The sequence below is a fragment of the Paenibacillus terreus genome (assembly GCF_042138595.1).
In the GTDB taxonomy this organism is placed as follows: Bacteria; Bacillota; Bacilli; order Paenibacillales; family Paenibacillaceae; genus Paenibacillus; species Paenibacillus terreus.
Window position 1 is genome coordinate 148147 of sequence record NZ_JBHIRX010000001.1, and the last position, 24931, is coordinate 173077.

Consider the following 24931-nt stretch of genomic DNA (forward strand, 5'->3'; position numbering starts at 1 on the left):
GCTGGAATTGGGGAAACCGGGCTGCAAAATATCAAGGCGCTGCCACTGTGGCAGCGCCTTGAGTGATTTTCCGCGGCTATTTGGCCAAGCTGTGCTTTTCGTTCAATACTGATCACAGTTGCAGGTTTTGTTCTTTCCATATACTCTTTGATAAAATATAATCCACGAGGTATTAGCAAGAGTCGATTTTGTACACAATTTCTTTGCAAGCAACCATGGAAACACTATAAGAAAAACGCCTATCGATGTACATTCATTGTTCAGCTCCGCTGAAAACTTGTAAATTCTATAACCATCAAAAAGGGAGGGATTGAAATGGGAGGATTATCATTTCTGAAACAATATATCATCAAGCCAAGAACGGTAGGAGCCCTGCTTCCAAGCTCGAAATATCTTGCAAGCAAGATGGTTGGCAATATCGATTTTAACCAAGCAAGCTACATTGTGGAGTACGGTCCGGGTACGGGAATATTTACGGAAAATATAATAAAAAACAGAAAAGAAGGCACCATAGTATTGCTTTTCGAAAGCAACAAAGTGTTTTACAACCTGTTAAAAGAGAAATTTGAACATGAACCTAACCTTCATATTATTAATGATTCTGCAGAGCATCTAGAGAAATATATGGTTAAGTATGAGATTCCATGGGTAGATTATTTTGTTTCAGGACTTCCCTTTGCAAGTTTACCGTTTAGTGTATCCTCAAACATTCTATGGCTGACACAAATGCATTTGAGACAAGGAGGCAGGTTTATTACTTTTCAGTACACTTTATTAAAGAAAGATTTAATTGGCAATTATTTTGATACAATCAATATTAAAAAAGAATTAAGGAATATACCTCCTGCCTATGTATTTTGCTGCAGCCAATAGACGCGTTCATGTATGGGGATTAACATTGAACGGTGATCTAAGGGTAAAAAATATTTAAGCCCGTAAATTTGCTCTTTTTCGATTTACGGGCTTTTTTGCATATTCGGGATTTTTGTAAATAGCTTCAATGTTAAAATAAGCTATGCAATGATTCCTATATTTTTTATGGAGGGTACACATGATCCATCATTTCGGATCGGAGTGGGCAGAGTCCTATTTCCAGTCATACTCTATCGAGGCCGTGCAATCGCTATATACCACTTCAAACATGCCCACACTCGCGATAAATGAACATCATCCCATTCTGGTTGCCGTATCCAGCGGTCAAGGGATTCTTGAAGCCGGGGGAAGCAGCTATGAATTTGACGCTGGCAGCGTATTTCTTATACCTGCAAATCATCAGGCTGTACTGTCGGCCGAACCGTTGCGCCAGATCCACGCATACATAGCCGTGATCGGTATTCGCGAACCCGCAGCAGGGCTGCCCGGTGGAACCGTCATACGGGAAAGCAGGCTGGTATCCGGGGCGGCAGTTCATTTTTTTGCGGAAGCATCACTGATCGCATTGCAGCTGGAAGAGCTGTACATCCACCGTCTGCCGAATAGCGAATCCCGTCATATCCAGAACCAGATTCTTTTTCACCAAATTCTGTTGGGGTTGCTGGAACGGATGGAGGCCAGAAACGGGGGAAACGAGCAGCCTTCCCTGGAGCGCAGCATCGTCTATCTTGAAGATCATTTCCATGAAAAATTGACGTCTGAAAAATTGTCTGTGATCGCCGGCGTGAGCCGTTCTCATTACTCAATCTTGTTCAAGCAGTTGACCGGGTTCTCGCCCAATAAGTACCTGTCCCGTCTGCGCGTCCACCGCTCCAAGGAGATGATGATGGAAGGAGTCTTCTCGCTCAGGGAGATTGCCCTGAAGGTGGGGTATAAAGATGAGTTTTATTTAAGCCGGCGCTTCAAGCAGGAGACAGGGGAAACACCCTCCGCCTACAACCGAAGACCCGTTCAGCGGGTTGCCGTGTGGCTTGCGCCGTACGCCAGTCATTTGCTGCTGCTTGGTCTCGAACCTGCAGCGATGGTATCGGACAGCAGCGAATACATTCGCAGCGAAGAAGTGCCACTGCCGCAGAATACCCGGTTCATTGATGCGGACAGGTCTCTCGAACAGGTGAAATCTGCATTTCTGGATGCCGATATCGAATTGATTATCGCAGCCGGTCAGCATTTGCACCAGATGGGTTTGAGTTCTGAGCGGTTGCGCTCCGTGGCGCCGGTGATCGAGATTCCATGGATGGAGCTGGGGTGGAAGGAGCATCTGCGGCTTGTTGGGCAGGCCGTGCGGAGGAGAGCGCAAGCGGAACGGTGGCTGGCCGGGTTCGAGCAGGAAGAGGAACAGGCGCTTCTGCGGATTCAGAGAAGCCGGGCCGCTTCCGAAGTTATAACGATACTGGTCATCAAACCCGACATGCTGCAGGTATACGGTGCCAGAAACGCAGGATATGTCATTTACCGCTCGCTGGGTTTGAAAGGGCCGCCCAGGATCGAACGGGAAATTCAGCAATCCGGCGACCGGTTTCATTCCATTGCCATCGATGCAAGCGAACTGGCGGAATACGATTGTGACAGGCTGCTCGTTATTATATTTCCGGATGAGAAAGGGGCGACGCTGCACGCCGAATCCATTTTCAGATCGGTCTACTGGAACAGGCTTGAGGCGGTAAAGCACAATAACGTGCATATGCTGAACGTGGATGAATGGATTCCGTATAATCCCGTTTCGATCCGTCTGCAGTTTCAGCGTGCCATCGAATTGTTGGCGGATAACAATAATCCAAGCTGATTCTCGAACAAATAGGCATGGTTCAACAACGAAGGGGTCCATATAATTAGGATGTAAATGAGAATGATTTTCAATTCAGGATTAATGATTATTCTTATTTCCGTACAGTTGAAACATAGCCAAAAGGGGAGAGTCACCAGATGAGAAAACTGTTTTTGCCCGTGATATGTATTGCCATTTTAATATTAAGCGCCTGTGGAGCAGGAGGGGGTACGGACACGGCCGGCACAACGGGCGGGTCCTCTGCCGAATCTGCTTCCGCCGCGCAGGATAAAGGCGCGTCCTCTGCGGACTCCGGTTCAGGCACCTTCATATATCAATCCGAGAACGGCCCTGTGGAGGTTCCCAGCCACCCGCAGCGTGTCGTGGTGCTCACCCGTTTTCTGACGGGCAATGTGATGGCGCTGGGCGTACCGCTGGTTGGCGTGGATGAGATGTCCAAGGAGAATCCGAATTTTGCGGACAAGCTGGCCGGGGCAGAGGCGGTGACGGACGAAAGCCTCGAAAAGATCATCGAGCTGAATCCGGACCTGATCATTGGGACGGATGGCGTTAAAAATATCGACAAGCTGAAGCAAATCGCGCCGACAGTTATATATACCTACGGCAAGGTTGGTTTCTTTGAGCAGCAATTGGAGATCGGCAAGCTGCTGAACAAAGAGGAGGAAGCGCAGGCCTGGATTGATGATTTCAATGCAAGAAGCAAGAAAGCCGGGGAAGAGATCAAGGACAAGATCGGTACGGACGCAACGGTATCGGTGATCGAAACTTTTAATAAACAGCTGTATGTTTATGGAGACAATTTTGGCCGCGGGACCGAAATCCTCTATCAGCAATTCGGCCTCAAGATGCCGGAGAAAGTCAAGGAAGCAACGCAGAAGGACGGTTATCTTGCCTTGTCAACAGAGGTGCTGAAGGACTATGCCGGAGACTATGTCATTTTCAGCAAAAATGCGGACGAGGACAATTCGTTCCAGGATACCGAAACGTACAAAAATTTGCCTGCTGTCAAGAATCAACATGTGTATGAAGCCAATGCCAAAGCCTTTTATTTTAATGATCCGCTCAGCATGGAATACCAGCTCCAATTTTTCATCGACAGTTTTCTTGGCAAGTAAGGGTTGATGCCTGATGAATAATAATCAAAGTGGACACCGCAGGCTTCCGTTTGTCTGGAAGCTCGTTGGCGGCATGCTGCTGCTCATACTATGCTTTATCGCTTCAATGAAGCTGGGGGCGGAGGCGACGTCATTCCGCAATGTGTGGCTTGCGCTGACGGGGGGCGCACAGAATGACCAAACCCTGATTTTGCGGGAGCTTCGGCTTCCCCGGGAGCTGGCTGCGATGCTGATCGGTGCAGCCCTGTCCGTATCCGGAGCGGTTATGCAGGGGATTACACGCAATCCGCTGGCCGATCCGGGGCTGCTTGGACTGACTTCGGGAGCCAATATGATGCTTGCGCTGGCCTTTGTGTTCATACCTTCTTTGAGCGTGCTTGGCATTATGACCGCCTGCTTTGTGGGCGCTGCGCTGGGGGCGGCTCTTGTCATTGGGCTTGGGTCCGTACGCGGAGGCAGACTGTCGCCTCTTCGCATTGTGCTGGCCGGTGCGGCCGCTTCGGCATTTATGTACGCCATCTCGGAAGGGATCAGCATCATGTTCAAAATATCCAAGGATGTGTCCATGTGGACAGCGGGCGGATTCATCGGAACGAACTGGGTGCAGCTCCAGACGATCGCTCCGTTCATCGCGGTCGGCCTTGTCGCCGTTCCCCTGCTGTCGAGCCATTTGAACATCCTGGGTCTTGGCGAGGAAGTGGCGGCCGGGCTAGGACAGAGACTTGTATGGATGAAAGCAATTCTGTATGTTCTGGTCATTATGCTGACCGGCGCATCCGTAGCGCTTGTGGGTAATCTGGCTTTTGTCGGATTAATGGTACCGCATATGGTGCGGACATTTGTCGGAACGGACTACCGGCATATTATTCCGATGTCCATTGTTCTTGGCGCGTCCTTTATGCTGCTTGCCGAGACCTTGGGACGAACCATCAACGCGCCTTACGAGACACCGGTTGTAGCGATTACGGCCATGCTGGGCCTGCCTTTCTTTCTGTTCGTTGTGCATAAGGGAGGTCGAAGCTTCTCATGATTGGTTCCGCCCTTGTCCGCAAACAGCGGCTGTTATTGCTTGGTTGTCTGATTCTTATGGTGGTTACGGCGGTTGCCGGCATGAGCTGGGGTTATTCCTCCCTGTCGCTGGACAGGCTGATTCCGGTATTGCTGGGGGATGGCAGCTTCAAGGAGGAGTTTGTTCTGTTCTCCGTGAGACTGCCGAGAGTTGTCATTACGATCTTGTCCGGTATGTGTCTGGCCTTGTCCGGCTCTATTTTGCAGAGCATAACCCGCAATGATTTGGCTGATCCGGGCATCATCGGCATCAATTCGGGAGCCGGGGTTGCGGTTGCCGTGTATTTTCTGTATTTTCCCATTGACGTAGGTTCGTTTGTCTACATGTTGCCTGTGGCGGCGTTTCTCGGGGCTTTGGTAACGGCAGCTTTTATTTACGGTTTTGCCTTCAACCGGAGACGGGGGCTGAATCCGATCCGCATGGTACTGGTCGGGGTAGGCTTTTCATTGGCGCTGTCGGGAATGATGATGGTGATTATTTCTTCGGCGGAGCGGTCCAAGGTGGATTTTATCGCTAAATGGCTTGCCGGGAACATATGGGGGGCTGATTGGCCGTTTATTTGGGCATTGCTTCCCTGGCTGCTTGTCTTGGCACCGCTGACCTTCATGAAGGCAGGTTCCCTGAATCTGCTGGGGCTCAACGAAGAGACTGCAACAGGTGTAGGGCTGAGGATTGAGCGGGAACGGCTGGTATTGATCTTGATTGCAGTGGCCGCCGCCGCTTCGGCTGTATCCGTGACAGGCGGCATTGCCTTTATCGGACTAATGGCCCCGCATATCGCGAAGGCGCTGGTTGGACCGCGCAATCAGCTGTTCATCCCGCTTGCCGTACTGATCGGGGGCTGGCTGCTGTTAGCCGCTGATACGCTGGGGCGCAATCTGGCGGACCCGGACGGAATTCCTGCGGGAATTATGGTGTCACTGATCGGAGTGCCTTATTATATTTATTTGCTGTTGAAAAAATAACGTTCTGATGCTGCGGTATCGCATCAACTTAACCATGAGCAAGCTCCTGATTTTGTCCTTGCGGCAATGCAGGAGCTTTTTTAGCTGTAGGTCAAGATAAGCAAGCGATTTTTTCGGACATTTGCTTTCTATTACCGGAGTATATACGGCATTTTCTCCAAGGGTATTGACAATGATAATCATTATCAAATAAAATGTTTACTAGTTAACAAAAAGAAATTAGAACAGCACATATGAAAAGGAGTGGCGATGAGATGACAGTGAGCCTGCGTATTCACCAATTAAAGGCAGCCGTAGAAGGGAAAGAAATCTTGAAAGGTCTGAGCCTTGCGGTAAATGGCGGAGAAATTCATGTGGTCATGGGGCCGAACGGAACAGGGAAGAGTACGTTAGCCTCAGCTCTAATGGGGCATCCGAAGTATGAAGTGACGGATGGGGCAGTAACGCTGAACGGAGAAGATCTGCTGGAAATGGATGTGGATGAACGGGCACGGGCGGGCTTGTTTCTCGCCATGCAATATCCGAGTGAGATCGCTGGAGTTACGAATGCCGATTTTATGCGAAGTGCGATCAATGCCAGACGTGAAGAAGGCCAGGAAATCTCGTTGATGAAGTTTGTGCGGATGATGGAAGCAAGCATGCAGACGCTGGAGATGAACCCGGAGTTTATGCATCGTTACTTGAATGAGGGCTTTTCCGGAGGGGAGAAAAAACGGAATGAAATTTTGCAAATGATGATGCTCCAGCCTTCGATGGTCATTCTGGATGAAATCGACTCCGGTCTGGATATTGATGCGCTGCGCATTGTTGCTGAAGGGGTCAATGCTTTGCGCAGTGCAGACCGTGGATTTTTAATTATTACGCACTATCAGAGACTGCTTAATTATATCAAGCCGGACTTCGTACATGTGATGATGCAAGGCACAATCGTAAAGTCTGGGGGGCCGGAATTGGCAGAGCGGTTGGAAGCAGACGGATATGAGTGGATCAAAGAGGAACTGGGTATTACAGAGGAAGCTGTGACGCCGGAGGAAGAAGAATCGTATCAAATTCCGATGCAAACCAAGGCACCGCGTATCTGAGGGGAGGGAACCGTAACATGACAATGAACAGTGCAGAGAACCGGGGATTAGGGCAGCTTCAATATGAAGCGGAACCGGCTTGGCTGACCGTATTGAGGAAGAGAGGTTTGGATGCCGCCGACACCCTGCAGCTGCCCAAGCTGGAAAAGACGAATCTGCAGCGCTGGCCTTTACAGCAGCAAGGTGTTCACCGTAAGCCTGAACTGGTGTCTTCTCTCGATGAACTGCCGGATTCGATCAGGGGATGGGTGCACGCTGACAATGTGCTGGTACAGCGGAATTCGGGTCCATTAATCAGCCATCTGACAGAAGCGCTGCAGCAGCATGGGGTTATTCTGACCGATCTGGAAGCAGCAGCACGGTTGTACCCGGAACTTGTAAAGCCTTATTTCATGCAAGCTGTGCAGACAGAAGAGAATCTGCTGACCGCACAGCATGCCGCACACTGGAGCGGTGGAGCCTTTATTTACATTCCTGAGGGGGTTCATGTGGAGACTCCGCTGCAGACGCTATTCTTTGTAGACGAACCCGATACGCTCTTTATGCCGCATGTTTTAGTGGTAGCCGAGGAGCGCAGTTCCGTAACACTGGTGGAGAATACAATGTCCTCATTGCAAAAGAGTGCGGGGATGAATCAAGCGATCATGGAAGTATTCGTGGGCAAAGGCGCAAAAGTCAACGTCGTGTCATTGCACCAACTGGAAAGAGACTTGATCGACCTGACTTATCGGCGCGCAATTGTTAAACACGACGGAACGGTGAACTGGTTGATTGGCGAAATGAATCAGGGTGAGACGATGAGCGATACGGCATCCATTCTCAAGGGGGAAGGGGCCGGTTCGGATATGAAGACAATCCTGGTGGGATCCGGCAGTCAGAGGATGAACATCACAGCCCGGACAGTGCATTTTGGTAAGAATTCGTCAAGCGATATGGTGATGAGAGCGGTGATGAGAGAGCAGTCAACCGCAATATTAAATGGAATCACCAAAATCGAGAAGGGAGCAAGCGGGACGAACGGACAGCAGACGGAGAAAATATTGATGCTGCATCCCAAAGCGCGCGGTGATGCGAATCCGATCCTGTTGATCGATGAAGACGATGTGAAAGCCGGACACGCCGCCAGCGTCGGACAAGTCAATCCGGAACAGCTGTACTACATGATGTCCAGGGGAATTAGCCGCACAGAGGCCGAGCGGTTGATCGTGTATGGTTTCCTCGCTCCCGTCATAGCCGAGGTGCCGCTGGAAGGAGCAGCCGTGCAGATGCAAACGCTCGTGGAACAAAAGCTGGGGCAAGTCAAGGAATAGATCAAGCAAGCATATCTGAATAAGGAGGCTGACAACATATGGCTAAGGAATTGGTAGAGCTGGGAGAGTATCAGTATGGCTTTAGGGATGCGCATCAAGCGGTGTTTCAGTCCGGCAAGGGGCTGACTCGTGAGATTGTTGCCACCATATCGGAGATGAAGGGTGAACCCGGCTGGATGCTCGATTTTCGTCTGAAGTCGCTGGAACTGTTCCAAAGTATGCCGATGCCCGCATGGGGAGGCGATCTGGGAGCACTGGATTTCAATGATATCCAATATTATGTCAAGCCTTCCGAGAAGCAGGGGAAAACCTGGGAGGAAGTGCCGATTGAGATTAAGCAAACCTTTGACAAGCTTGGCATACCGGAAGCGGAACAGAAGTTTCTTGCCGGTGTGTCGGCCCAGTATGAGTCCGAAGTTGTCTATCACAGCATCCAGAAAGAGCTGGAGGAACAAGGGGTCATCTTCACAGACACGGATACGGCGCTGCGAGAGCATCCGGAGCTGCTGCGCAAATATTTTGGCACCATTATTCCGCCAAGCGACAACAAATTTGCCGCACTGAACAGCGCGGTATGGTCAGGAGGAAGCTTTGTCTATGTTCCTAGGGGGATAAAATGTGAAGTGCCTTTGCAGGCTTACTTCCGCATCAATTCCGAGAACATGGGGCAATTCGAAAGGACGCTCATAATTACGGAAGAAGACAGCTTTGTGCATTATGTAGAAGGCTGCACGGCACCGATCTACAGCACGAACTCGCTTCATAGCGCTGTTGTGGAAATCATCTGCAAGAAAAATTCCCGTGCGCGATATACCACCATTCAAAACTGGGCACCCAACATTTACAACATGGTGACAAAACGTGCGGTAGCGGAAGAAAATGCAACGATGGAATGGGTGGACGGCAATATCGGCTCCAAACTGACGATGAAATACCCTTCCGTAGTGTTAAAAGGCCGTGGAGCCAAGGGTTCGGTGCTCTCGATTGCGGTTGCCGGCAAAGGGCAGCATCAGGATGCCGGGGCTAAAATGATTCACCTGGCTCCGGATACGACTTCGACGATCATATCGAAATCGATCAGCAAGCACGGGGGGAAAGTCACATACCGCGGTCTGGCTTCCTTCGGACGCAAAGCTTTTGGCGCCAAGTCGAACGTCAAATGCGACACGCTCATTCTCGATAATGAGTCCACATCTGATACGATCCCCTATAACGAGATCATGAACGACAATGTCACGCTCGAGCACGAAGCGACCGTATCCAAGGTATCTGAGGAACAGCTCTTCTACTTGATGAGCCGCGGCCTGTCCGAAGACGAAGCAACCCAGATGATCGTGATGGGCTTCATCGAGCCGTTCACGAAAGAATTGCCCATGGAATATGCGGTTGAGATGAACAGACTCATCAAGCTGGAGATGGAGGGCAGCATAGGATAGTTTCAGGGTTTAGCAGAAAGGCGCAGCGGGTAGATTAGATATTACGGCAACTGACAATTTGTTATTGTCCGGAATCCGATCGGTGTTTCGATCCAAAAGCAGATGGTGAGTTTTTTTGATATTTTAAATGGAAAAAATTCTGCAGCAAGGGACGGTAGAGAGATGTATAAGTTGGTTTTGATTAGACATGGAGAAAGCCAGTGGAACAAAGCCAATTTATTTACAGGCTGGATGGATGTAGACTTGTCGGATAAAGGCATTCAAGAGGCTTTGCACGCCGGCAGACTGCTCAAGGAAGAACAGTTCGTATTCGATGTCGCCTACACCTCATATTTGAAGCGGGCGATTAAAACACTGGATTATGTGCTTGAAGAAATGGATTTGCTGTGGATCCCCGTATACAAGACCTGGCAGCTTAATGAGCGTCATTATGGAGCGCTTCAAGGTTTAAGCAAAACAGCCACCGCTGAGAAATATGGGGAAGAGCAGGTGAGATTATGGCGCAGAAGCTATGATGTGCTGCCTCCTGCTTTGACAAAGGACGATAACCGTTATCCAAAAAACGATGTTAAATATCGCGGTATTGATGACGAGTTTATCCCGTTAACGGAAAGCCTCAAAGAAACGGTTGTTCGGGTTAAAGATTATTGGGATAAGGAAATTGCGCCACAGATCAAAGCGGGTAAAAATGTAATTATCGCCGCACATGGCAATAGCTTGCGGGCATTAATCAAGTTTCTGGACAATCTCAGTTCGGATGAAATTATTGATGTGAATGTGCCAACTGGTACTCCGCTAGTATATACGTTAGATGATCAATTACATCCCGTAGGGAAATATTATCTTGGAAGCGAGCAGCATATAGAGAGCAAGATTCAGGAGGTTGCCGAGCCGGACAAGATTATGGAATAAGTGCGCACGTTGCTCCCTGCACCGGAACGTGATACGATTGTTTATCAGTTAACTATAATTGTATTACGGAGGTCCGAGATGATGAATACATTGGAAACGCTCAAATGGCTGGTCCATGATCAGGCTGTTCATTTTATGCATCTGAGCGAACAAATCATCGAAACGGAGCAGGACAAGATGTTTCGTTATGCACAAGAGCAGCAATTGGAAGCGATCCCGCGTCATTTGACCAGTGTGCACGTGATCGACTGCATCGGCAACAACGAGCCAATTAACAATACGGCGCTTGCAGAGAAGATGGATTTGTCCAAAGCCGGTATTACGAAAATCAGCGCGAAGCTGTTGGAGGAAGGATATATAAAGCGCAGGCAGCTGAATGACAATAAGAAGGAAGTCTACTTCAGTCTGACGGCAAAGGGCAGACAGGTCTTTGAGCTGCATCAGCAGCTTCACAAACTGGAGGAAAAACGGTTTATGCAGTTGCTCGAGCCGTTTACGGAAGCGGAGTTACACGTTATTCTGCGATTTCTGCAGAACGTATCCGCGCATTGGGCTGAGAAAGAGCAGGAGTAAACAGGAGGTTTGGCGCTGACAGGCGCTAATCGCGGCGAAGGCTTCGGACGGACGAGACGCCTGGGACTGGGACGTCTTCTGCATACAATCACAGACCCGTTCAGCGGGTTGCTTCGTGAGAAGATAGCACTCTGATGCTACGGCATCGCATGAATTTAACAATGAGCGGGCTCCTGAATTTGTCCTTGCGGCAATTCAGGAGTTTTTTTAGTTGTAGTCAAGATGGTCTGACTTGATATATGAATTCGACCCGATTTAAACTATGACACATAGTGCAGAAAATAGTCGTCGAAAAAATAGTAAAGAGATGGGTTTCTAGAAAAAGGTTGTGAGGTTGTCATATGCCAAGAACGATATTGATTGTGGAAGATGAGCCTATTTTACGGGAAGTTATGAAGGATTATCTGCTCGAAGAAGGTTATAGTGTGCTTGAAGCTGCCGATGGGAAAGAAGCACTCTCGTTATTTCAAGAGCATGAGGTGGACTTGATCATATTGGACATCATGCTGCCTGAACTGGACGGCTGGTCTGTATGCAGGCGTATTCGCAAAACGTCGAATGTCCCGATCATCATGCTGACCGCCCGTTCGGACGAAGACGACACGCTTCTTGGCTTCGAGCTCGGGGCTGACGACTATGTCGTCAAACCGTACAGTCCGCCCATCCTGCTCGCTCGGGCGAAGCGGCTGCTGGAGCGCAGATATGTTCGCGAAGAAGAAAACGGCATGCTGAGCAGCAGCGGCATTACAATACATTTTCCGTCCCGTACTGTATCGGCTGACGGGAAAAACTGCAGCTTAACGCATACCGAATTCGAAATATTGGCCTATTTGATGAAAAACAAAGGCATCATTATTAACAGGGAACAGCTGATCACAAAAATTTGGGGTTATGATTTCGCCGGTGATGACCGCACGGTCAACAGTCATATCCGTAACCTGCGTTCCAAGCTGGGGGAGCATGCCAGGCATATCGTCACGGTTGTGCGCTCAGGGTATAAATTTGAGGAGCAGCCATGAAAAAGGGTATCGTACTCAAGCTGTTTCTGATGACGGCCGGGTTATGCCTTTTCCTGATCGCAGCTATTTTTGTCGGGCAAACCGTGTTTTTTGAGCGGTTTTACGTTCATCAGAAAGTGAAGGATGTAGAGGCGGCACTCGTTGCTTACGAGCAAGGCCCACTGCAACAGGCGATTGACGGAGAGCAGGCGGCCAAACAGGAACAGGAGTTTTATGAACGTTATAACACTTGGATCGCTCCCCTTGATGAAAAGGGTTATTTGAAATACACCGATGATTTTTTCATGGAAATTAAGCTGGACCAGGTTGACGGTGATTCCGCCCTTTCCGGTCGCACAATCAAGGTCCCGTTGTACGGCTTCATAAACGTGGAGGATTTTTATAACCCCAATCCGTTTAAGGAACCATGGATCAAGGAAGGGCAGGGCATCGCTATTGAAGGTCTGCTCATGAATAATGAGCTGGTTATTCAGCGGATGGGGAGAAGTACGTCTAATCTGCATGAGGAAAACCAACTCGAAAATCAGCAGATGGTGAACAAAGAATACGAAGTCGTCACCAGATATGCTAATCCAACGCAGTATCACGAAAAGTATCCCAGCATTCTGGTAAAAGGAACGATTACGAAGCTGCGTATACCGGAAGGGACGGCGGTTTCGCGTTATACGAACCGGCTGCTTCTGGATCGAATTCAGGCTTTCCAAGCGAATCTGTTGTATGGAGATAATCAGCAGGCGGACGCGGGCCGGGTCGTTGATTATGAGGAAAATCATGTGAATTACAAAATATTTATCGATCCGGTTCAGAATGCAGGCGGGGATTCCGGTTATCTGCTTGCGGTTACGTCGCTGCAGCCGGTGAATGAAGCAGCTGGCATGATCAAGAATTATTATGGCTATATTATGGCAGCCGCGGTGCTGCTCGTCGTGCTCGTCTCGTTTTATTATTCCCGTCAAATCACCAGACCGCTGCTGCGTATCAATCGAACGGCACAGCAAATGGCTTCGCTCGACTTTTCCGAAAAAATCCCGGTCAGGACAAACGATGAGATCGGCGATTTATCACGGAGCATTAATGAGCTTTCAGAACGGCTGCATACCCATATCGTGAGGCTGGAGCAGGACATTGAGAAGGAAAAGCAGCTTGAGCATACAAGAAAGGAGTTTATTTCCACTGCATCTCATGAACTCAAGACCCCGTTAAGTGTCATTCAAAGCTGTCTTTCCGTACTGAAGGATGGGGTTGCAAGCCATAAGCGGGAGCACTATTTTGCGGCGATGGAGGATGAAGTGAACCGTATGAGTCTGCTCATCGGGGATATGCTGGAGCTGGCGAAGTATGAATCGGGAACGTACAACATGGAGATGGATGCATTTTATATCGATACGCTCATCGAGCGCATTTGTGCAAAGTTGGCTGTGGACATGGAGAAAAAACAGCTCCGTCTGCACTCTTTGCTTCAGCCTGTGGAAGTGATCGGCAATGAGCTCCGGATTGAGCAGGTCATTGTCAATTTTCTCACCAACGCGATTCGTTATACGCCGGAGCAAGAGTCTATTTTCATAACTACCGTGCAAGAACAGGATCGGGTGAAAATAGGTGTTGAAAATAAAGGAGCCCGCATTCCGGACGAGCAGCTGGAGAAAATTTGGGACCGGTTTTATCGCGGAGAGCCTTCCCGACAGCGGTCGACCGGTGGGACGGGACTCGGCCTTGCCATTTCCAAAAAAATATTGGAGCTGCACGGCGTTCCTTATGGCGTGATGAACACCCGGGACGGAGTCCTGTTTTATTTTTATTTGCATAAAAGCGTAGGATGACGAGTTTTTTGGAAGATGGAGCTGTCTCTGAGGACCATTCGGTTCTTGGATGACCAGCTCCTTTTTTGTTTCTGTGACGACCCTTGCAATCTATAAATCATTTTGATTGAATCTGCACTTTATCTTGATCTCGTGCAGTTAAACTTTTTTTCGAAAGGAAGGTAGATCACATGAACAAAAAAATCGTGATGACATTACTGACGGGAAGCATTGCGCTGGCACTGGCAGCGTGTGGAAGCAATACGCCTGACGGGACATCTCAACAGGCGGCATCCCAAGCGCAGGAACAGGGAGGAGCCGCTGCACCGGAGCCGGCCGCCAATACGTATCAACAGATTTTTCAGGACAGTGTATTTCTGGGGGACTCCATTACGGAGGGGCTGTCCTTTCATGATGTGCTGGACGAGAAAAATGTGCTCGCCGGGGCGGGAAAAACGGCGCAATTTGCGCTTGATGATATCGACGAGCTTGCGAGGCGAAATTCGAAGCAGGTCTTTATCCAACTGGGCTCGGACGATATTTTATGGCCAACAGATGATCCAACGACTTACTCCATGAACAACTACGCCAAGCTGATCGGCTTGATCAAGGAAAAGCTGCCGCAAGCCCGGATCACACTGCTGACGGTAACCCCGGTAAGCGAAGAAGCGCTGAAGAAGGAGCCGCGTTACGAGAATATCGCTGATTACAATAAGGCTGTAGAAGAACTGGCGGACAAGGAGCAGGTTGAGTTTACCGACTTATCCCCGATTTTTGCCAGCGGCGCTGACTTGTACGATTCGGACGGCATTCATTTTAAGCCTGAATTTTATGTGCAGATGCTGGAGCTGCTGAAGGAGCAAGTGAAATAACATGCGAGCGGGTTCTTTGGAGGTGACAAGGGTTGGTCTTTAGCAGTCTTATCTTTTTGTACATTTTCCTTCCTGTCACCGTTCTGGTGTATTATGCATCGCCAAGGAAGCTGCGAAATGCCATTTTGCTCGTTGCAAGCTTGATTTTTTACGCATGGGGCGAGCCGGTATATATTGTGATTATGGTATTCTCGACGGTGTTTGACTACTTTAATGGGATTATGATCGATAAGTGCAGGCATCGGAAGGCGATTGCCAGGCTGTTTTTTTTCGGTTCGATGGCAGGCAGCCTGGGGATTCTCGGCTTTTTTAAATACGGCGGGTTTGTCGTTGATAATATCAATCAGCTGTTTCATTTGCATATCCAAATGGCGGATCTGCCATTGCCCGTCGGCATTTCCTTTTATACGTTCCAAACGATGTCTTATGTCGTGGACGTATATCTGGGCAAGGTGCCGGCACAGAGGAATATCATTGCGTTCGGTACGTATGTGGCCATGTTTCCCCAGCTTGTCGCGGGTCCGATCGTGAAATACGGCGATATCGCGGGACAGCTTGCTTCACGTAACGTAACGATGGATCGTTTTGGCGAAGGGGCGGAGCTGTTCATCAGAGGTCTGGCGAAAAAGGTGCTGCTTGCCAACAATATCGGATTGCTGTGGACAAGCGTCAAAGCGGAGCCAGTCGCTGAGCTGTCCGTCCTGTCCGCCTGGCTTGGCATTATCGCGTTCACCCTGCAAATCTATTTCGATTTCAGCGGCTATTCCGATATGGCCCGTGGTCTCGGCAAAATGTTCGGGTTCGATTTCATGGAAAACTTCCGTTACCCGTATATATCCAGAACCGTGACGGAGTTTTGGCGCAGATGGCATATATCGCTCGGCACCTGGTTCCGGGAGTATGTTTATATCCCGCTTGGCGGCAGCCGGCAGGGAATGGCAAAGCAGCTTCGGAATGTGCTTGTCGTGTGGTTTTTAACCGGCCTGTGGCATGGCGCCAGCTGGAATTTTATCGTATGGGGATTGTATTTCGGCTTTTTCGTCATGATCGAAAAGCTGTTTCTGCTGCGGTGGCTTGGGCGTTTGCCCGTTCTTGCCGGCCATATTTACACACTGCTGATCGTAATTGTCGGCTGGGTGCTGTTTGAGATGGAGCAGTTGGCTTCCGCCTGGCGTTTCATCGGCGTGATGTTTGGTTTTGGCGGACACGGATTTGCGGATCGGCAGGCGCTCTACGATCTGTCCGTGAATGCCGTATTGCTGATCGTATTGGCCTTTTGCGTTACTCCGCTCCCCGGGAAGGCCTTAACGTACATGAAGACAAGATGGAGAATTGCCGGTGCATTGGCCACACCGCTCATTTACCTTCTCTTCATGGTGCTGTCGACGGCATACCTGGTGGATGAAACCTACAATCCGTTTTTATACTTTCGCTTCTAAGGAGGGCGGCTATGAACGGAAATGACAAAATCAACGGAAAATGTCTGGCCGTACTGCTGCTCTTGTTCACAGGTATGATCGCTGTACTCAATTGGGCTGCTCCGGATCGCGCCTTTTCGGAAGCGGAGAACCGGATGCTGAAGCAGCTGCCCCATTTTTCACGGCATACATTGCTGTCGGGTGACTTTACTTCCGATTTCGAGGCCTACCTGTCCGATCAGTTTGTGTTTCGCGACCTGTGGATCGGGGCGAAAACGGATATGGACCGTATGCTGGGGAAAAAGGAGAGCAATGGGGTTTACCTCGGAAAAGACGGGTACCTCATTCAAAAGTTTGTCCCTCCGTCGGAAGGGGATGTGGAGGCGAAGATGGACGCCATCCATGCGTTTGACGCTGCCACGCCCGGCCTGCGCAAATATGTGATGATCGTGCCCACGGCAGCGGCTGTGCTTCAGGCCAAGCTTCCGAAATACGCCGACACCGGCGTTGAAGAAGCGTATCTGGACAGAATCCGGCGATCGCTGTCTCCCGGTATTCATTTTGTCGATGTATTTCCCGCGTTGTATGCGAAGAGGGAGCAGCCTATTTTTTATAAAACCGATCACCATTGGACAACCCAAGGCGCTTATACGGCTTACCTTGAGCTGTGCAAGCAGATGGGACTGAACCCGCAAAAGGACGAGGACTTTATTGTTCGGCAGGCGACTAATGAATTTTACGGATCGCTTTATTCGAAGAGCGGTTTCAGGCATGTGCAGCCCGACAGCATCGAGCTGTATCGGCCAAAGGATCAAGAGAAATATACCGTAATGTATGTCGACGAAGGCAAGACCTCGCATTCGCTATATGCGCCGGAGCAGCTGGAGAAGAAGGATAAATACGCGGTATTTCTTAACGGCAACCATGGACTGATCCGCATCGAAACGGCCCAAACGAACGGAAAAAAGCTGCTGGTCGTCAAAGATTCGTACGCGAACAGCTTCATTCCCTTTCTGCTGAAGCATTTCAGCGAAATCGACGTGGTGGATCTTCGTTATTACGAGGGGGATCTGACGGCGTTTGTAAATGAGCATGGCATCCGGGAGATGCTGCTGCTCTACAATGCAAGCACGTTTTCTGAAGATCCATCCATTCAATATTTATCGGAGTGATTTCAATGGAAAAACATTGGACAAGAAAAATAAATATCTTTGCTGTTATTCTCGCAATGGCTGTTGCTGTCTGGCTTCTGTCCGGATGCTCCGGCAGGGGCGGCATGGTTGCGGAAAAAATTTCGGCCAGTGAAGTGGGCAAGAAAATCGAACAGACTGTTGATCTGAAAGAGATGAAACAGGGGGACAGTCAAAAGCTGCAAAAATTATATAGGCTTGATGCAGATATTGTGGAAGACTTTATTCTTTATACCTCCGTATCGAATGTGAAAGCGGACGAATTGGCCGTGATCAAAGTAAAGAAACAGACTCAGGCGGAAATCGTCAAAGAGAAGGTTGAAGAGAGAATAGCCGCGCAAAAAATAAAATTTGCAGATTATCGTCCCGATGAATATTTTTTGGTCGAAAATCATGTGTTAAAAACGGAGGGGCGATTTGTTTTCTTCGCGGTTTCCGATGAGGCAAACCAAATGGAGCAAGCATTTGACAATGCAATTAAGCAGTTCCAATAGATTTTGTGTAAATAGCTCAAACAAGGCACAACGGCTCGTAAATTTGCTTATATGGCGATTTGCGGGCTTTTTTATTGAATATGACAGCAACCGACATGGCCGTGTTGAGGGGCAAGCAGCGTAGAGCTGTTCTTAATTACAAAATATTGATAACAAATACGCTTTCATGTAATATTGTTGTAATTAATATACTAGAGGAGACACCCACATGCTGGAATTAAGCTTTGATGATCCGGATAAACTTGTAGCCGTTGCTCATGCTTTGTCAACCCGTGCCCGTGTCGATATGCTGCAGCTGCTGAGTACGAGGAATATGAATATTATGGAGATTGCGGACACGCTGAAGCTGCCGGTATCGACGGTTGCCAACAATGTGAAAATACTGGAGGCGGCCAAGCTGATTAATACCGAGCTGCTTCCGGCTACACGGGGGGCAATGAAGGTATGCAGCCGCAATTATGATGACATTCGCATAGCGTTCAATGTGGAGAAGACGGTTCCAAGACCGGTCCTGAACACCTACGAAATGGAGATGCCCATCGGCCACTACAGTGATTGTGAGGTTCATCCCACCTGCGGGATGGCAAACACCGACGGCATGCTCGTTCGCGAGGACGAGCCGGCAAGCTTTTATCATCCGAAGCATGTTGGAGCACAGCTGATTTGGCTGCGGAAAGGGTATTTGGAATATTTGCTGCCGCTTGAGGTACCACCGAAGGCCCGAATTGATGCTTTGGAACTGTCCATGGAAATGTGCTCCGAAGCGCCGAACTATGACAATAACTGGCCATCGGATATTACAGTTTGGATGAATGGTGTTGAGATTGGCACATGGACAAGTCCGGGAGATTTTGGCGACCGGCGCGGCAGGCTGAATCCATCCTGGTGGGCGGATTGGTCAACCCAATACGGGCTGCTGAAGACATGGCGTATCGACAGGAAATGGACCACGCTCGACATGGAGAAGATTTCAGATGTTACCATAGGCGACTTGAAGCTTTTGCAGCGTCCCAACATCAGACTCCGGGTCGGCGTAAAACCGGACGCGGTTCACCAGGGGGGCATGAACCTGTTTGGCAGACAGTTCGGCGATTATGAGCAGGATATTGTCCTGAAAGTTTATTATGCGGCGGATCAACAAGAATCAGAAAACGAAGCAGCAGGCTCTTGATTACATAATTTTTGTAATCAAGAGTTTTTTATAGGCATTAATTACAAAATTATAAAATGAATACGTTGACAAAACCGTGATTCACGAATATTATGAGCTCAAAACTACATGAAATTTGTACCAAATCGTGCCGGGATTCATGTTCATTGATTTTGCGTCCACTTCAGACGGGTGAGAGGAGATGGAAGGTAGAATGATGAGAAGATTGACGAGTACAGGTTTGGCATTGCTGGTGATGCTTTTGCTTGCACCGCAGATTTTTGCCGAAGGCGGACCCGCCACCGTTCAGAGTGAGGTTACGGTAAATAACTTTCCCACCTTCACGGATGCAGGGACAGATGCAAGGGGGATTCGTCCCGGCACATTTGGTTCGGAATACGGGCGCATGCTTCAACTTGCCAATGGCCAATGGCTTGCCGTATATACGATTTATGACAATAACGGATACACTCGCGATCCGAACGGCGGCACGAAGCTTCAAGTGGCGAGAAGCACGGATAATGCCCGCACGTGGACCGTTCTTAGCACGATCAGCGACCCGGGCAGCGACCTCGATAACGGTCAAATGCTGCAATTGCCCAATGGGGATATTCTTCTGGCGGCCCGCTCAGTGCGCTGGGCAGAGTCCTTTTATCTTCCCGTTTACAAAAGTACGAATGGCGGTGCAACGTGGACTTATCTAAGCAATATCGACAGCAATGCCGGAGCGCCCGGAACGCTTGGGGCGAGGGGAGTCTATGAGCCTCATTTGGGATTTTTGGCCGATGGGCGATTGGCGGTCTTCTATGCCAGCGAGAAACATGCGGACAGTTCACCCGCATACAGCCAAATCATTTCGTTGAAGGTATCGACAGACAGCGGCACTACCTGGGGCAATGAAATATTCGCCGCCTGGAATCCGGGGAATTCCGCATCAAGACCGGGGATGCCGGTCTGGACGAAAATGAATAACGGAAAGTATATTTTGACCTACGAGGTTTGCGGTCCGCAGAACTGCGATATTTATTATAAAATATCGGATGATGGTGTAACCTGGTCCAGCGGAATCGGAAATCCCATTCCGGATCAGAGCGGTGCTCCTTATGTACTTTCACTGAGCGACGGACGATTGGCTTTAACAAGCAACAACAGCAAGCTGTCGTTCAGCAACGATTACGGTGCAACCTGGTATACCAATGATCAGGCGTTATGGCCGGGCGGCTTCCCGGATTATTACTGGGCAAGCTTGTACCAAACGGGAACGAATGAAATTGCGGCCATGACATCCGCAGTTCGTTCCGAGGGAGGGCATAATGTCAAAATAAAGTTTCTTACGCTACCAACCAGCTTTTCGGATGATTATTCCGACGGGAACGATACGGGCTGGATAAAGTACGATGGCACCTGGAACGTCTCGGGCGGAGGATACAATGTAAGCTCCACCAATGCAGCGAAAGCAATCGTAAATCCTTATATTTCTTTGGTCAATTACGCGGCCGAGACGGAAATTACACTGAACAACGCCGGTCAGGGCAGCTTGATCTTTGATGTAACGGGACCCGCCAACGGTGTGGATAGCTTCAAGGGATACGGTGCAGGGATTGATACGAATGGAACATTGTGGCTTGGAAAATTCAACAACAATTACACGGAACTGGCGAGTGCTCCTGTTACCATATCCACCGGCGTTGCTTATAAATTGAAGGTCGTCAAAAATTTCGGCAGAATTCAAGTGTTTCTTGACAATGCGCTGAAGCTGGATTATACAGATACGATGTATAACAGAGGTACGGTAGGTTTGCGCGGGGGCTTCGGAAATACCGTGAAGTTCGATAACGTAAAGGTAACTCCACATACGTACTGGAATAGCTTTGACAGCAATTCGGATAACGGATGGACCCGTTATGGAGGTACGTGGTCCTTTAAGGACGGGGTGTATACGGTTGCTTCTCCGGCCGCATTTGCCAAATCCGTGCTCAATCAACGCACAACAGGTATAAATTATACGATCGAAGGTGACATCCGCATCAATGATAGCGGGGAAGGAAGTCTGATATGGAATACTACGAATACGGCTGTCGGAACGGATAGCTTTAAAGGATATGGCGCCGGAATCAAAGCGGACGGATCTGTGTGGCTCGGGAAATTCAACAACAATTTCACAAGCCTTGGCAGTGCTGCTTTTACGGTGAATCCGGGAACATGGTATAAATTGAAGGTCGTTGTAACGGGTCCCCGTATGCAGGTATATGTGAACAATTCTCTGTTGATCAACAAAACCGATAACACTTACACGAACGGCTCTTTAGGTGTACGGGCGGGATATAATAACAATGTGAGCTTCGATAATATTAAAATGTATTAAAGTCTATTTTACGAAAGCGGGCTTTTTTGCGGGTTCAAAGATGAGAAATGGACCGGCAAGGGGATATCCTTGTCCGGTCCGATTGTTTTTTTCGCTGATCTAATGATGGAGAACATCTCCCAGTTCAGCACGCTCCTGGAACCTGCCTTTAGCAAAAGGGCATAAGGGCAAAATCTTAATTTCGTTTTCTCTTGCATATTTCACCATTGCTTCGAGTAGGAGATCTCCAAGTCCATGTCCACGGTAAGCAGGATCTACGAAGGTATGATCGATAATATACAGGCTTGGGCTTGAGACCACATATGTCATTTCAGCGATCATAGAGTCATGGTCCGAGATTTGAAACCGTTTGTTGGCTGTATCATGAACAGCATTATGCATGGTTATGCGCCCTCTTTTTTGTCCGATTTTCCGTCAACATGCTCGTATTCCAGGGCCCCGCTCGGACATTTATCAATATGCCGGGCTATAGCCTCCGCCGTGGCAGCATCAGGGTCTACCCAAGGGCGCTTACTTAGATTGAAAACCGAGGGGAAGCCTTTAACGCAAACACCGGAATGTATGCATTTCTCTGGCTGAAACGTCACCGTTATTTTTTCTCCGTAATACAGCTTCTTTGCGTTCTGCATACGCTCACACCCTTCAGATTGGTATTCGGTCATGTAATGACTATACCATAACTCCTATTGAATCACTACGAATCCATATCACTCTCGACATAGCTTTTGAGCAGATCCAGCTTCTCATCCCAATAGGCTTCAAAGAAAGAGAGCCATTTACTGACTTCGGCAAGAGGTTCAGGCTGAAGCTTATATCGTGTCTCTCTGCCAATTTTCTCACGGCTGACAAGGCCTGCATCGGATAAAATGTGCAAATGCTTGTTAATCGCCGTCCGCGACAGGGGAAAGCATCTCGATATCGCTACAATGGGCATATCCTGATCTGCAAGCAGCTTTAACACTTTGCGGCGGGTGGGGTCGGCAATGGCCTGAAACACATCATGCTTTAATGCGGGTTCGCCCAATTTTATCCCTCAACATATTCAACAAGCTTGTTTTTGACAATATTCTCCCAGCCGCCGTCCATGATTCCGCGCACAACCGGATGAGGTTGTCCAAATTCGGTAACCTGAGCTTCGTCCCAGCCCGAATGGATGAGCGTGAATTCTGTTTTACCATTGTCTAGCTCGGATAATTCAAAAGTGAGCTGCCAGTCCTTTCCCCATTTGAATGAAACACGGCGGTAGGGATTAATCTCGGTGACTTTGCAGGGAGAATCGCCAAATGGGCCGGCATACAGAATAAATTCATGGCCTTCTACCGGTTCAAACGTATTGGGCATCCACCATGCGGCTATGCCTTCCGATGTGGCAACGGCTTTCCATACCTTTTCAATGGGAGCATTCAGAATGACGGTTTTACGAATTTCGGGTAAAGCTCCTTGAGTTGACATGATTGACCTCCTGGATTTATAACACCTTTTGGTTTCGCTTTTTAATAGTAACACCATATGGTGTTGTATTTCAAGAACAAGCCATTTATTCTAACCAGGGATTAATTGGGTTCCATTTCTTGTAGTGCAAATACATACATATTTGCGCCTCCTTTCTCAAACAATGAAAGCAAGCTTAGAGGAGGGGTAAAGGACATGAAGATGTTGAAAAGACTTGCAAAGCATCTTAAGTATTATATTGCCGCCTGTTCAGCAGGCTTGCGCTTCAAAAATCTTTATTTAGCCCTTGGGATATTTCTTTGCGTCGGGATGGTTATGAACGCCGTTTCCCCCATATTTGCAGCAGACTATACGAATTCCGTTGCCCCTGATCCTGTGCATGCCGGTCAAAAGGAAGGAAATAAGGGAAGCGCTGAACACTATCCGGGACAGTCTCGTAAGCTGACGGCGATTATTGTGGACGACTTTGGCAACGGAATGAAGGGGACCAAGGAGATGCTGGATCTGCCTGCGCACATTACTGTTGCCGTCATGCCGTTTCTGCCCACTACTAAGCAGGATGCCGAGGAAGCTCACCGCAAAGGACATGACGTGCTTGTTCATCTGCCCATGGAGCCAAACAAGGGTAAGAAGGAATGGCTGGGACCCGGCGCCATTATGTCGGGCATGACGGACGAGGAGGTACGCACCAGGGTGGAGGCTGCCATTGATGAGGTACCGCATGCCGTCGGCATCAACAACCATATGGGCTCCAAGATTACGGCTGACCGCCGGATTATGTCTGTCATCCTGGATGTGTGCAAGGAGAGAGGCATGTTCTTTGTCGACAGCCGCACGAACCATAAATCGGTGGTGGATGAGCTTGCTTCGGAAAAAGGGCTGCCTCCCGTTCATAACGATATCTTCCTGGACGATGTATATACGCTGACTCATGTATCCAGGCAGATGAACGCTGTCTCCAATTGGCTGAATTCCCATGATACCTGCGTCATGATCGGCCATGTCGGAATGCCTGGATTGTATACCTCTTCCGTGCTGCGCCAGTCCATACCCGAGCTGCAGAAAAAAACGGAGCTGGTCGGAATCAGACGGCTTGTGAGCACAGTCTGGGGCTGGACACCGGAGCCTACCATGCCGTTAAGTGCGCCATAATTCCATCCGCTATGGCGGATGCAATCTGCTTCTGGGCGGCAGAATCGCACAGCAGCTTCCGGTCACGCTCATTGCTGATAAAACCCGTCTCCACAATGACGGCAGGCTGTTTGATCTGGTTCAGCAGGTAAAACGGCTTGCCGTACATGGGCAGGCGGGAAGAACGGTAGAGGCTGTTTAGATGTTGCTGGATCGAATCCGCGAGCAGAAAGCTTTCGGCAACGTTCTGGTACAGAACGACAGGCCCGCTTTTGTTGCTGTTCCTGTTCCAGTTGACATGAAGGCTGACAAGCATCGTGGTCGGCAGCTCATCGGCCAGACTTTTCCGCTGTGCCAAATCCCTGCGGTGCCTTGAGGACTTGAGCCAACGGTTATCGTCACTGAGAGCGTAATCCCCGCTACGGTTGAGAACGGCCTCATAACCGCTGCTGCGGAGGAAAAGATATAATTTTTGGGCGATTTTCAGGTTAATATCCTTTTCAAGAATACCCTTGTAGCTTGTGCCCCCGTCAATTCCTCCATGGCCTGCATCAATAATGACTACCGGTCTGCTGAAAAACAGATGGGGAAGCTGCTCATCACGCTCATTGGATGGGGAAGCTGCCGCGGCAGAACAGGACTCACCGGCCGAAAGTATGGCCAAGACGGCCAGCAATATCACAGACAGTCTTTTTTTGTATACAAAAGGAGTCGGAAGCTGCATCTTGATTTCCTCCCGGGGAACAAATTGGTCTGATAGTAGCATGTGTTATTTATGTCAATCCATGCATGTTATCTCAAACCTGTTTAGTTTGGCGGGGAAATGCGCATGCTGAGTATGGGAGGGGAAAAAACGC

At 49.1% G+C, this 24931-nt stretch carries 25 protein-coding genes; 20 read left to right on the top strand and 5 right to left on the bottom strand.

The window, feature by feature from the left end:
• Positions 1-315 precede the first annotated feature (315 nt).
• The 19 genes from ACE5KN_RS00705 to ACE5KN_RS00795 all read left to right on the top strand — a co-directional run bounded on the left by ACE5KN_RS00705 (position 316) and on the right by ACE5KN_RS00795 (position 21491).
• Complete coding sequence (locus tag ACE5KN_RS00705; RefSeq protein WP_375525032.1) at positions 316-873, top strand: class I SAM-dependent methyltransferase; 558 nt, start codon at positions 316-318, stop codon at positions 871-873.
• Between the two features lie 178 nt (positions 874-1051).
• Positions 1052-2719: a helix-turn-helix domain-containing protein gene (locus tag ACE5KN_RS00710; RefSeq protein ID WP_375525033.1), complete on the top strand. Its 1668-nt coding sequence runs from the start codon at positions 1052-1054 to the stop codon at positions 2717-2719.
• A 140-nt stretch (positions 2720-2859) separates the two neighbouring features.
• Positions 2860-3837, top strand: coding sequence for an iron-hydroxamate ABC transporter substrate-binding protein (locus ACE5KN_RS00715; protein ID WP_375525034.1), 978 nt, complete (start codon positions 2860-2862; stop codon positions 3835-3837).
• A 13-nt stretch (positions 3838-3850) separates the two neighbouring features.
• The gene (locus tag ACE5KN_RS00720; RefSeq protein ID WP_375525035.1) at positions 3851-4867 is read left to right on the top strand and encodes a FecCD family ABC transporter permease; all 1017 of its coding nucleotides are present in this window, start codon (positions 3851-3853) and stop codon (positions 4865-4867) included.
• On the top strand, positions 4864-5871 hold the full coding sequence (locus ACE5KN_RS00725) for a FecCD family ABC transporter permease (protein WP_375525036.1): 1008 nt from the start codon (positions 4864-4866) through the stop codon (positions 5869-5871). Before ACE5KN_RS00720 ends, ACE5KN_RS00725 begins: the two co-directional genes overlap by 4 nt.
• 254 nt (positions 5872-6125) lie before the next feature.
• Positions 6126-6953, top strand: coding sequence for a Fe-S cluster assembly ATPase SufC (sufC, locus tag ACE5KN_RS00730; RefSeq protein WP_375525037.1), 828 nt, complete (start codon positions 6126-6128; stop codon positions 6951-6953).
• Positions 6954-6970: 17 nt separating this feature from the next.
• On the top strand, positions 6971-8263 hold the full coding sequence (gene sufD, locus ACE5KN_RS00735; RefSeq protein WP_375525038.1) for a Fe-S cluster assembly protein SufD: 1293 nt from the start codon (positions 6971-6973) through the stop codon (positions 8261-8263).
• A gap of 38 nt (positions 8264-8301) precedes the next feature.
• Entirely contained in the window at positions 8302-9699 is a 1398-nt protein-coding gene (sufB, locus tag ACE5KN_RS00740) for a Fe-S cluster assembly protein SufB (protein ID WP_375525039.1), read from the top strand.
• A 162-nt stretch (positions 9700-9861) separates the two neighbouring features.
• Positions 9862-10611 (top strand): 2,3-diphosphoglycerate-dependent phosphoglycerate mutase, encoded by a 750-nt coding sequence (gpmA, locus tag ACE5KN_RS00745; protein WP_375525040.1) that lies wholly within the window; start codon positions 9862-9864, stop codon positions 10609-10611.
• Positions 10612-10692: 81 nt separating this feature from the next.
• Positions 10693-11184 (top strand): MarR family transcriptional regulator, encoded by a 492-nt coding sequence (locus ACE5KN_RS00750; RefSeq protein WP_375525041.1) that lies wholly within the window; start codon positions 10693-10695, stop codon positions 11182-11184.
• Between the two features lie 9 nt (positions 11185-11193).
• Positions 11194-11319, top strand: a complete 126-nt coding sequence (locus tag ACE5KN_RS00755; RefSeq protein WP_375525042.1) for a hypothetical protein — start codon at positions 11194-11196, stop codon at positions 11317-11319.
• Positions 11320-11525: 206 nt separating this feature from the next.
• The gene (locus tag ACE5KN_RS00760; protein WP_375525043.1) at positions 11526-12203 is read left to right on the top strand and encodes a response regulator transcription factor; all 678 of its coding nucleotides are present in this window, start codon (positions 11526-11528) and stop codon (positions 12201-12203) included.
• Positions 12200-14023, top strand: coding sequence for a sensor histidine kinase (locus ACE5KN_RS00765; protein ID WP_375525044.1), 1824 nt, complete (start codon positions 12200-12202; stop codon positions 14021-14023). Before ACE5KN_RS00760 ends, ACE5KN_RS00765 begins: the two co-directional genes overlap by 4 nt.
• A 170-nt stretch (positions 14024-14193) precedes the next feature.
• The gene (locus tag ACE5KN_RS00770) at positions 14194-14874 is read left to right on the top strand and encodes a GDSL-type esterase/lipase family protein (protein ID WP_375525045.1); all 681 of its coding nucleotides are present in this window, start codon (positions 14194-14196) and stop codon (positions 14872-14874) included.
• A gap of 32 nt (positions 14875-14906) precedes the next feature.
• Positions 14907-16313 carry an MBOAT family O-acyltransferase gene (locus ACE5KN_RS00775; protein WP_375525046.1) on the top strand — a complete coding sequence of 469 codons (1407 nt, stop codon included), beginning with the start codon at positions 14907-14909 and terminating at the stop codon, positions 16311-16313.
• An 11-nt stretch (positions 16314-16324) separates the two neighbouring features.
• On the top strand, positions 16325-17464 hold the full coding sequence (locus ACE5KN_RS00780) for a DHHW family protein (protein WP_375525047.1): 1140 nt from the start codon (positions 16325-16327) through the stop codon (positions 17462-17464).
• A gap of 5 nt (positions 17465-17469) precedes the next feature.
• Complete coding sequence (locus tag ACE5KN_RS00785; RefSeq protein WP_375525048.1) at positions 17470-17976, top strand: DUF4358 domain-containing protein; 507 nt, start codon at positions 17470-17472, stop codon at positions 17974-17976.
• A 208-nt stretch (positions 17977-18184) separates the two neighbouring features.
• Positions 18185-19147: an ArsR/SmtB family transcription factor gene (locus tag ACE5KN_RS00790; RefSeq protein ID WP_375525049.1), complete on the top strand. Its 963-nt coding sequence runs from the start codon at positions 18185-18187 to the stop codon at positions 19145-19147.
• A 193-nt stretch (positions 19148-19340) separates the two neighbouring features.
• Positions 19341-21491, top strand: coding sequence for a 3-keto-alpha-glucoside-1,2-lyase-like domain-containing protein (locus ACE5KN_RS00795; RefSeq protein ID WP_375525050.1), 2151 nt, complete (start codon positions 19341-19343; stop codon positions 21489-21491).
• A gap of 99 nt (positions 21492-21590) precedes the next feature.
• Here ACE5KN_RS00795 and ACE5KN_RS00800 read toward each other — a convergent pair whose 3' ends face one another.
• The 4 genes from ACE5KN_RS00800 to ACE5KN_RS00815 form a co-directional block, all read right to left on the bottom strand.
• Positions 21591-21872 carry a GNAT family N-acetyltransferase gene (locus ACE5KN_RS00800; protein ID WP_375525051.1) on the bottom strand — a complete coding sequence of 94 codons (282 nt, stop codon included), beginning with the start codon at positions 21870-21872 and terminating at the stop codon, positions 21591-21593.
• 2 nt (positions 21873-21874) lie between these two features.
• The gene (locus ACE5KN_RS00805) at positions 21875-22120 is read right to left on the bottom strand and encodes a (4Fe-4S)-binding protein (RefSeq protein WP_375525052.1); all 246 of its coding nucleotides are present in this window, start codon (positions 22118-22120) and stop codon (positions 21875-21877) included.
• Positions 22121-22185: 65 nt separating this feature from the next.
• Positions 22186-22515, bottom strand: a complete 330-nt coding sequence (locus ACE5KN_RS00810) for an ArsR/SmtB family transcription factor (protein ID WP_375525053.1) — start codon at positions 22513-22515, stop codon at positions 22186-22188.
• A gap of 2 nt (positions 22516-22517) precedes the next feature.
• Positions 22518-22943: an SRPBCC family protein gene (locus ACE5KN_RS00815; RefSeq protein WP_375525054.1), complete on the bottom strand. Its 426-nt coding sequence runs from the start codon at positions 22941-22943 to the stop codon at positions 22518-22520.
• A gap of 195 nt (positions 22944-23138) precedes the next feature.
• Between ACE5KN_RS00815 and ACE5KN_RS00820 the strand changes: the two genes are divergently transcribed.
• Positions 23139-24095: a divergent polysaccharide deacetylase family protein gene (locus ACE5KN_RS00820; protein ID WP_375525055.1), complete on the top strand. Its 957-nt coding sequence runs from the start codon at positions 23139-23141 to the stop codon at positions 24093-24095.
• Here ACE5KN_RS00820 and ACE5KN_RS00825 read toward each other — a convergent pair.
• Positions 24070-24798, bottom strand: a complete 729-nt coding sequence (locus ACE5KN_RS00825) for an N-acetylmuramoyl-L-alanine amidase (protein ID WP_375525056.1) — start codon at positions 24796-24798, stop codon at positions 24070-24072. The genes ACE5KN_RS00820 and ACE5KN_RS00825 overlap by 26 nt on opposite strands.
• Between the last annotated feature and the right edge of the window lie 133 nt (positions 24799-24931).

What these genes read in the sequence shown, in the direction of transcription:
- ACE5KN_RS00795 (WP_375525050.1), top strand. Translation starts at nt 19,341, where the DNA reads ATGATGAGAAGATTGACGAGTACAGGTTTGGCATTGCTGGTGATGCTT.
- ACE5KN_RS00765 (WP_375525044.1), top strand. Translation starts at nt 12,200, where the DNA reads ATGAAAAAGGGTATCGTACTCAAGCTGTTTCTGATGACGGCCGGGTTA.
- ACE5KN_RS00725 (WP_375525036.1), top strand. Translation starts at nt 4,864, where the DNA reads ATGATTGGTTCCGCCCTTGTCCGCAAACAGCGGCTGTTATTGCTTGGT.
- ACE5KN_RS00715 (WP_375525034.1), top strand. Translation starts at nt 2,860, where the DNA reads ATGAGAAAACTGTTTTTGCCCGTGATATGTATTGCCATTTTAATATTA.
- ACE5KN_RS00790 (WP_375525049.1), top strand. Translation starts at nt 18,185, where the DNA reads ATGCTGGAATTAAGCTTTGATGATCCGGATAAACTTGTAGCCGTTGCT.
- ACE5KN_RS00805 (WP_375525052.1), bottom strand. Translation starts at nt 22,120, where the DNA reads ATGCAGAACGCAAAGAAGCTGTATTACGGAGAAAAAATAACGGTGACG.
- ACE5KN_RS00780 (WP_375525047.1), top strand. Translation starts at nt 16,325, where the DNA reads ATGAACGGAAATGACAAAATCAACGGAAAATGTCTGGCCGTACTGCTG.
- ACE5KN_RS00825 (WP_375525056.1), bottom strand. Translation starts at nt 24,798, where the DNA reads ATGCAGCTTCCGACTCCTTTTGTATACAAAAAAAGACTGTCTGTGATA.
- ACE5KN_RS00750 (WP_375525041.1), top strand. Translation starts at nt 10,693, where the DNA reads ATGAATACATTGGAAACGCTCAAATGGCTGGTCCATGATCAGGCTGTT.
- ACE5KN_RS00820 (WP_375525055.1), top strand. Translation starts at nt 23,139, where the DNA reads ATGAAGATGTTGAAAAGACTTGCAAAGCATCTTAAGTATTATATTGCC.
- ACE5KN_RS00770 (WP_375525045.1), top strand. Translation starts at nt 14,194, where the DNA reads ATGAACAAAAAAATCGTGATGACATTACTGACGGGAAGCATTGCGCTG.
- ACE5KN_RS00815 (WP_375525054.1), bottom strand. Translation starts at nt 22,943, where the DNA reads ATGTCAACTCAAGGAGCTTTACCCGAAATTCGTAAAACCGTCATTCTG.
- ACE5KN_RS00710 (WP_375525033.1), top strand. Translation starts at nt 1,052, where the DNA reads ATGATCCATCATTTCGGATCGGAGTGGGCAGAGTCCTATTTCCAGTCA.
- sufB (WP_375525039.1), top strand. Translation starts at nt 8,302, where the DNA reads ATGGCTAAGGAATTGGTAGAGCTGGGAGAGTATCAGTATGGCTTTAGG.
- ACE5KN_RS00705 (WP_375525032.1), top strand. Translation starts at nt 316, where the DNA reads ATGGGAGGATTATCATTTCTGAAACAATATATCATCAAGCCAAGAACG.
- ACE5KN_RS00760 (WP_375525043.1), top strand. Translation starts at nt 11,526, where the DNA reads ATGCCAAGAACGATATTGATTGTGGAAGATGAGCCTATTTTACGGGAA.
- ACE5KN_RS00785 (WP_375525048.1), top strand. Translation starts at nt 17,470, where the DNA reads ATGGAAAAACATTGGACAAGAAAAATAAATATCTTTGCTGTTATTCTC.
- sufC (WP_375525037.1), top strand. Translation starts at nt 6,126, where the DNA reads ATGACAGTGAGCCTGCGTATTCACCAATTAAAGGCAGCCGTAGAAGGG.
- ACE5KN_RS00720 (WP_375525035.1), top strand. Translation starts at nt 3,851, where the DNA reads ATGAATAATAATCAAAGTGGACACCGCAGGCTTCCGTTTGTCTGGAAG.
- gpmA (WP_375525040.1), top strand. Translation starts at nt 9,862, where the DNA reads ATGTATAAGTTGGTTTTGATTAGACATGGAGAAAGCCAGTGGAACAAA.
- ACE5KN_RS00800 (WP_375525051.1), bottom strand. Translation starts at nt 21,872, where the DNA reads ATGCATAATGCTGTTCATGATACAGCCAACAAACGGTTTCAAATCTCG.
- sufD (WP_375525038.1), top strand. Translation starts at nt 6,971, where the DNA reads ATGACAATGAACAGTGCAGAGAACCGGGGATTAGGGCAGCTTCAATAT.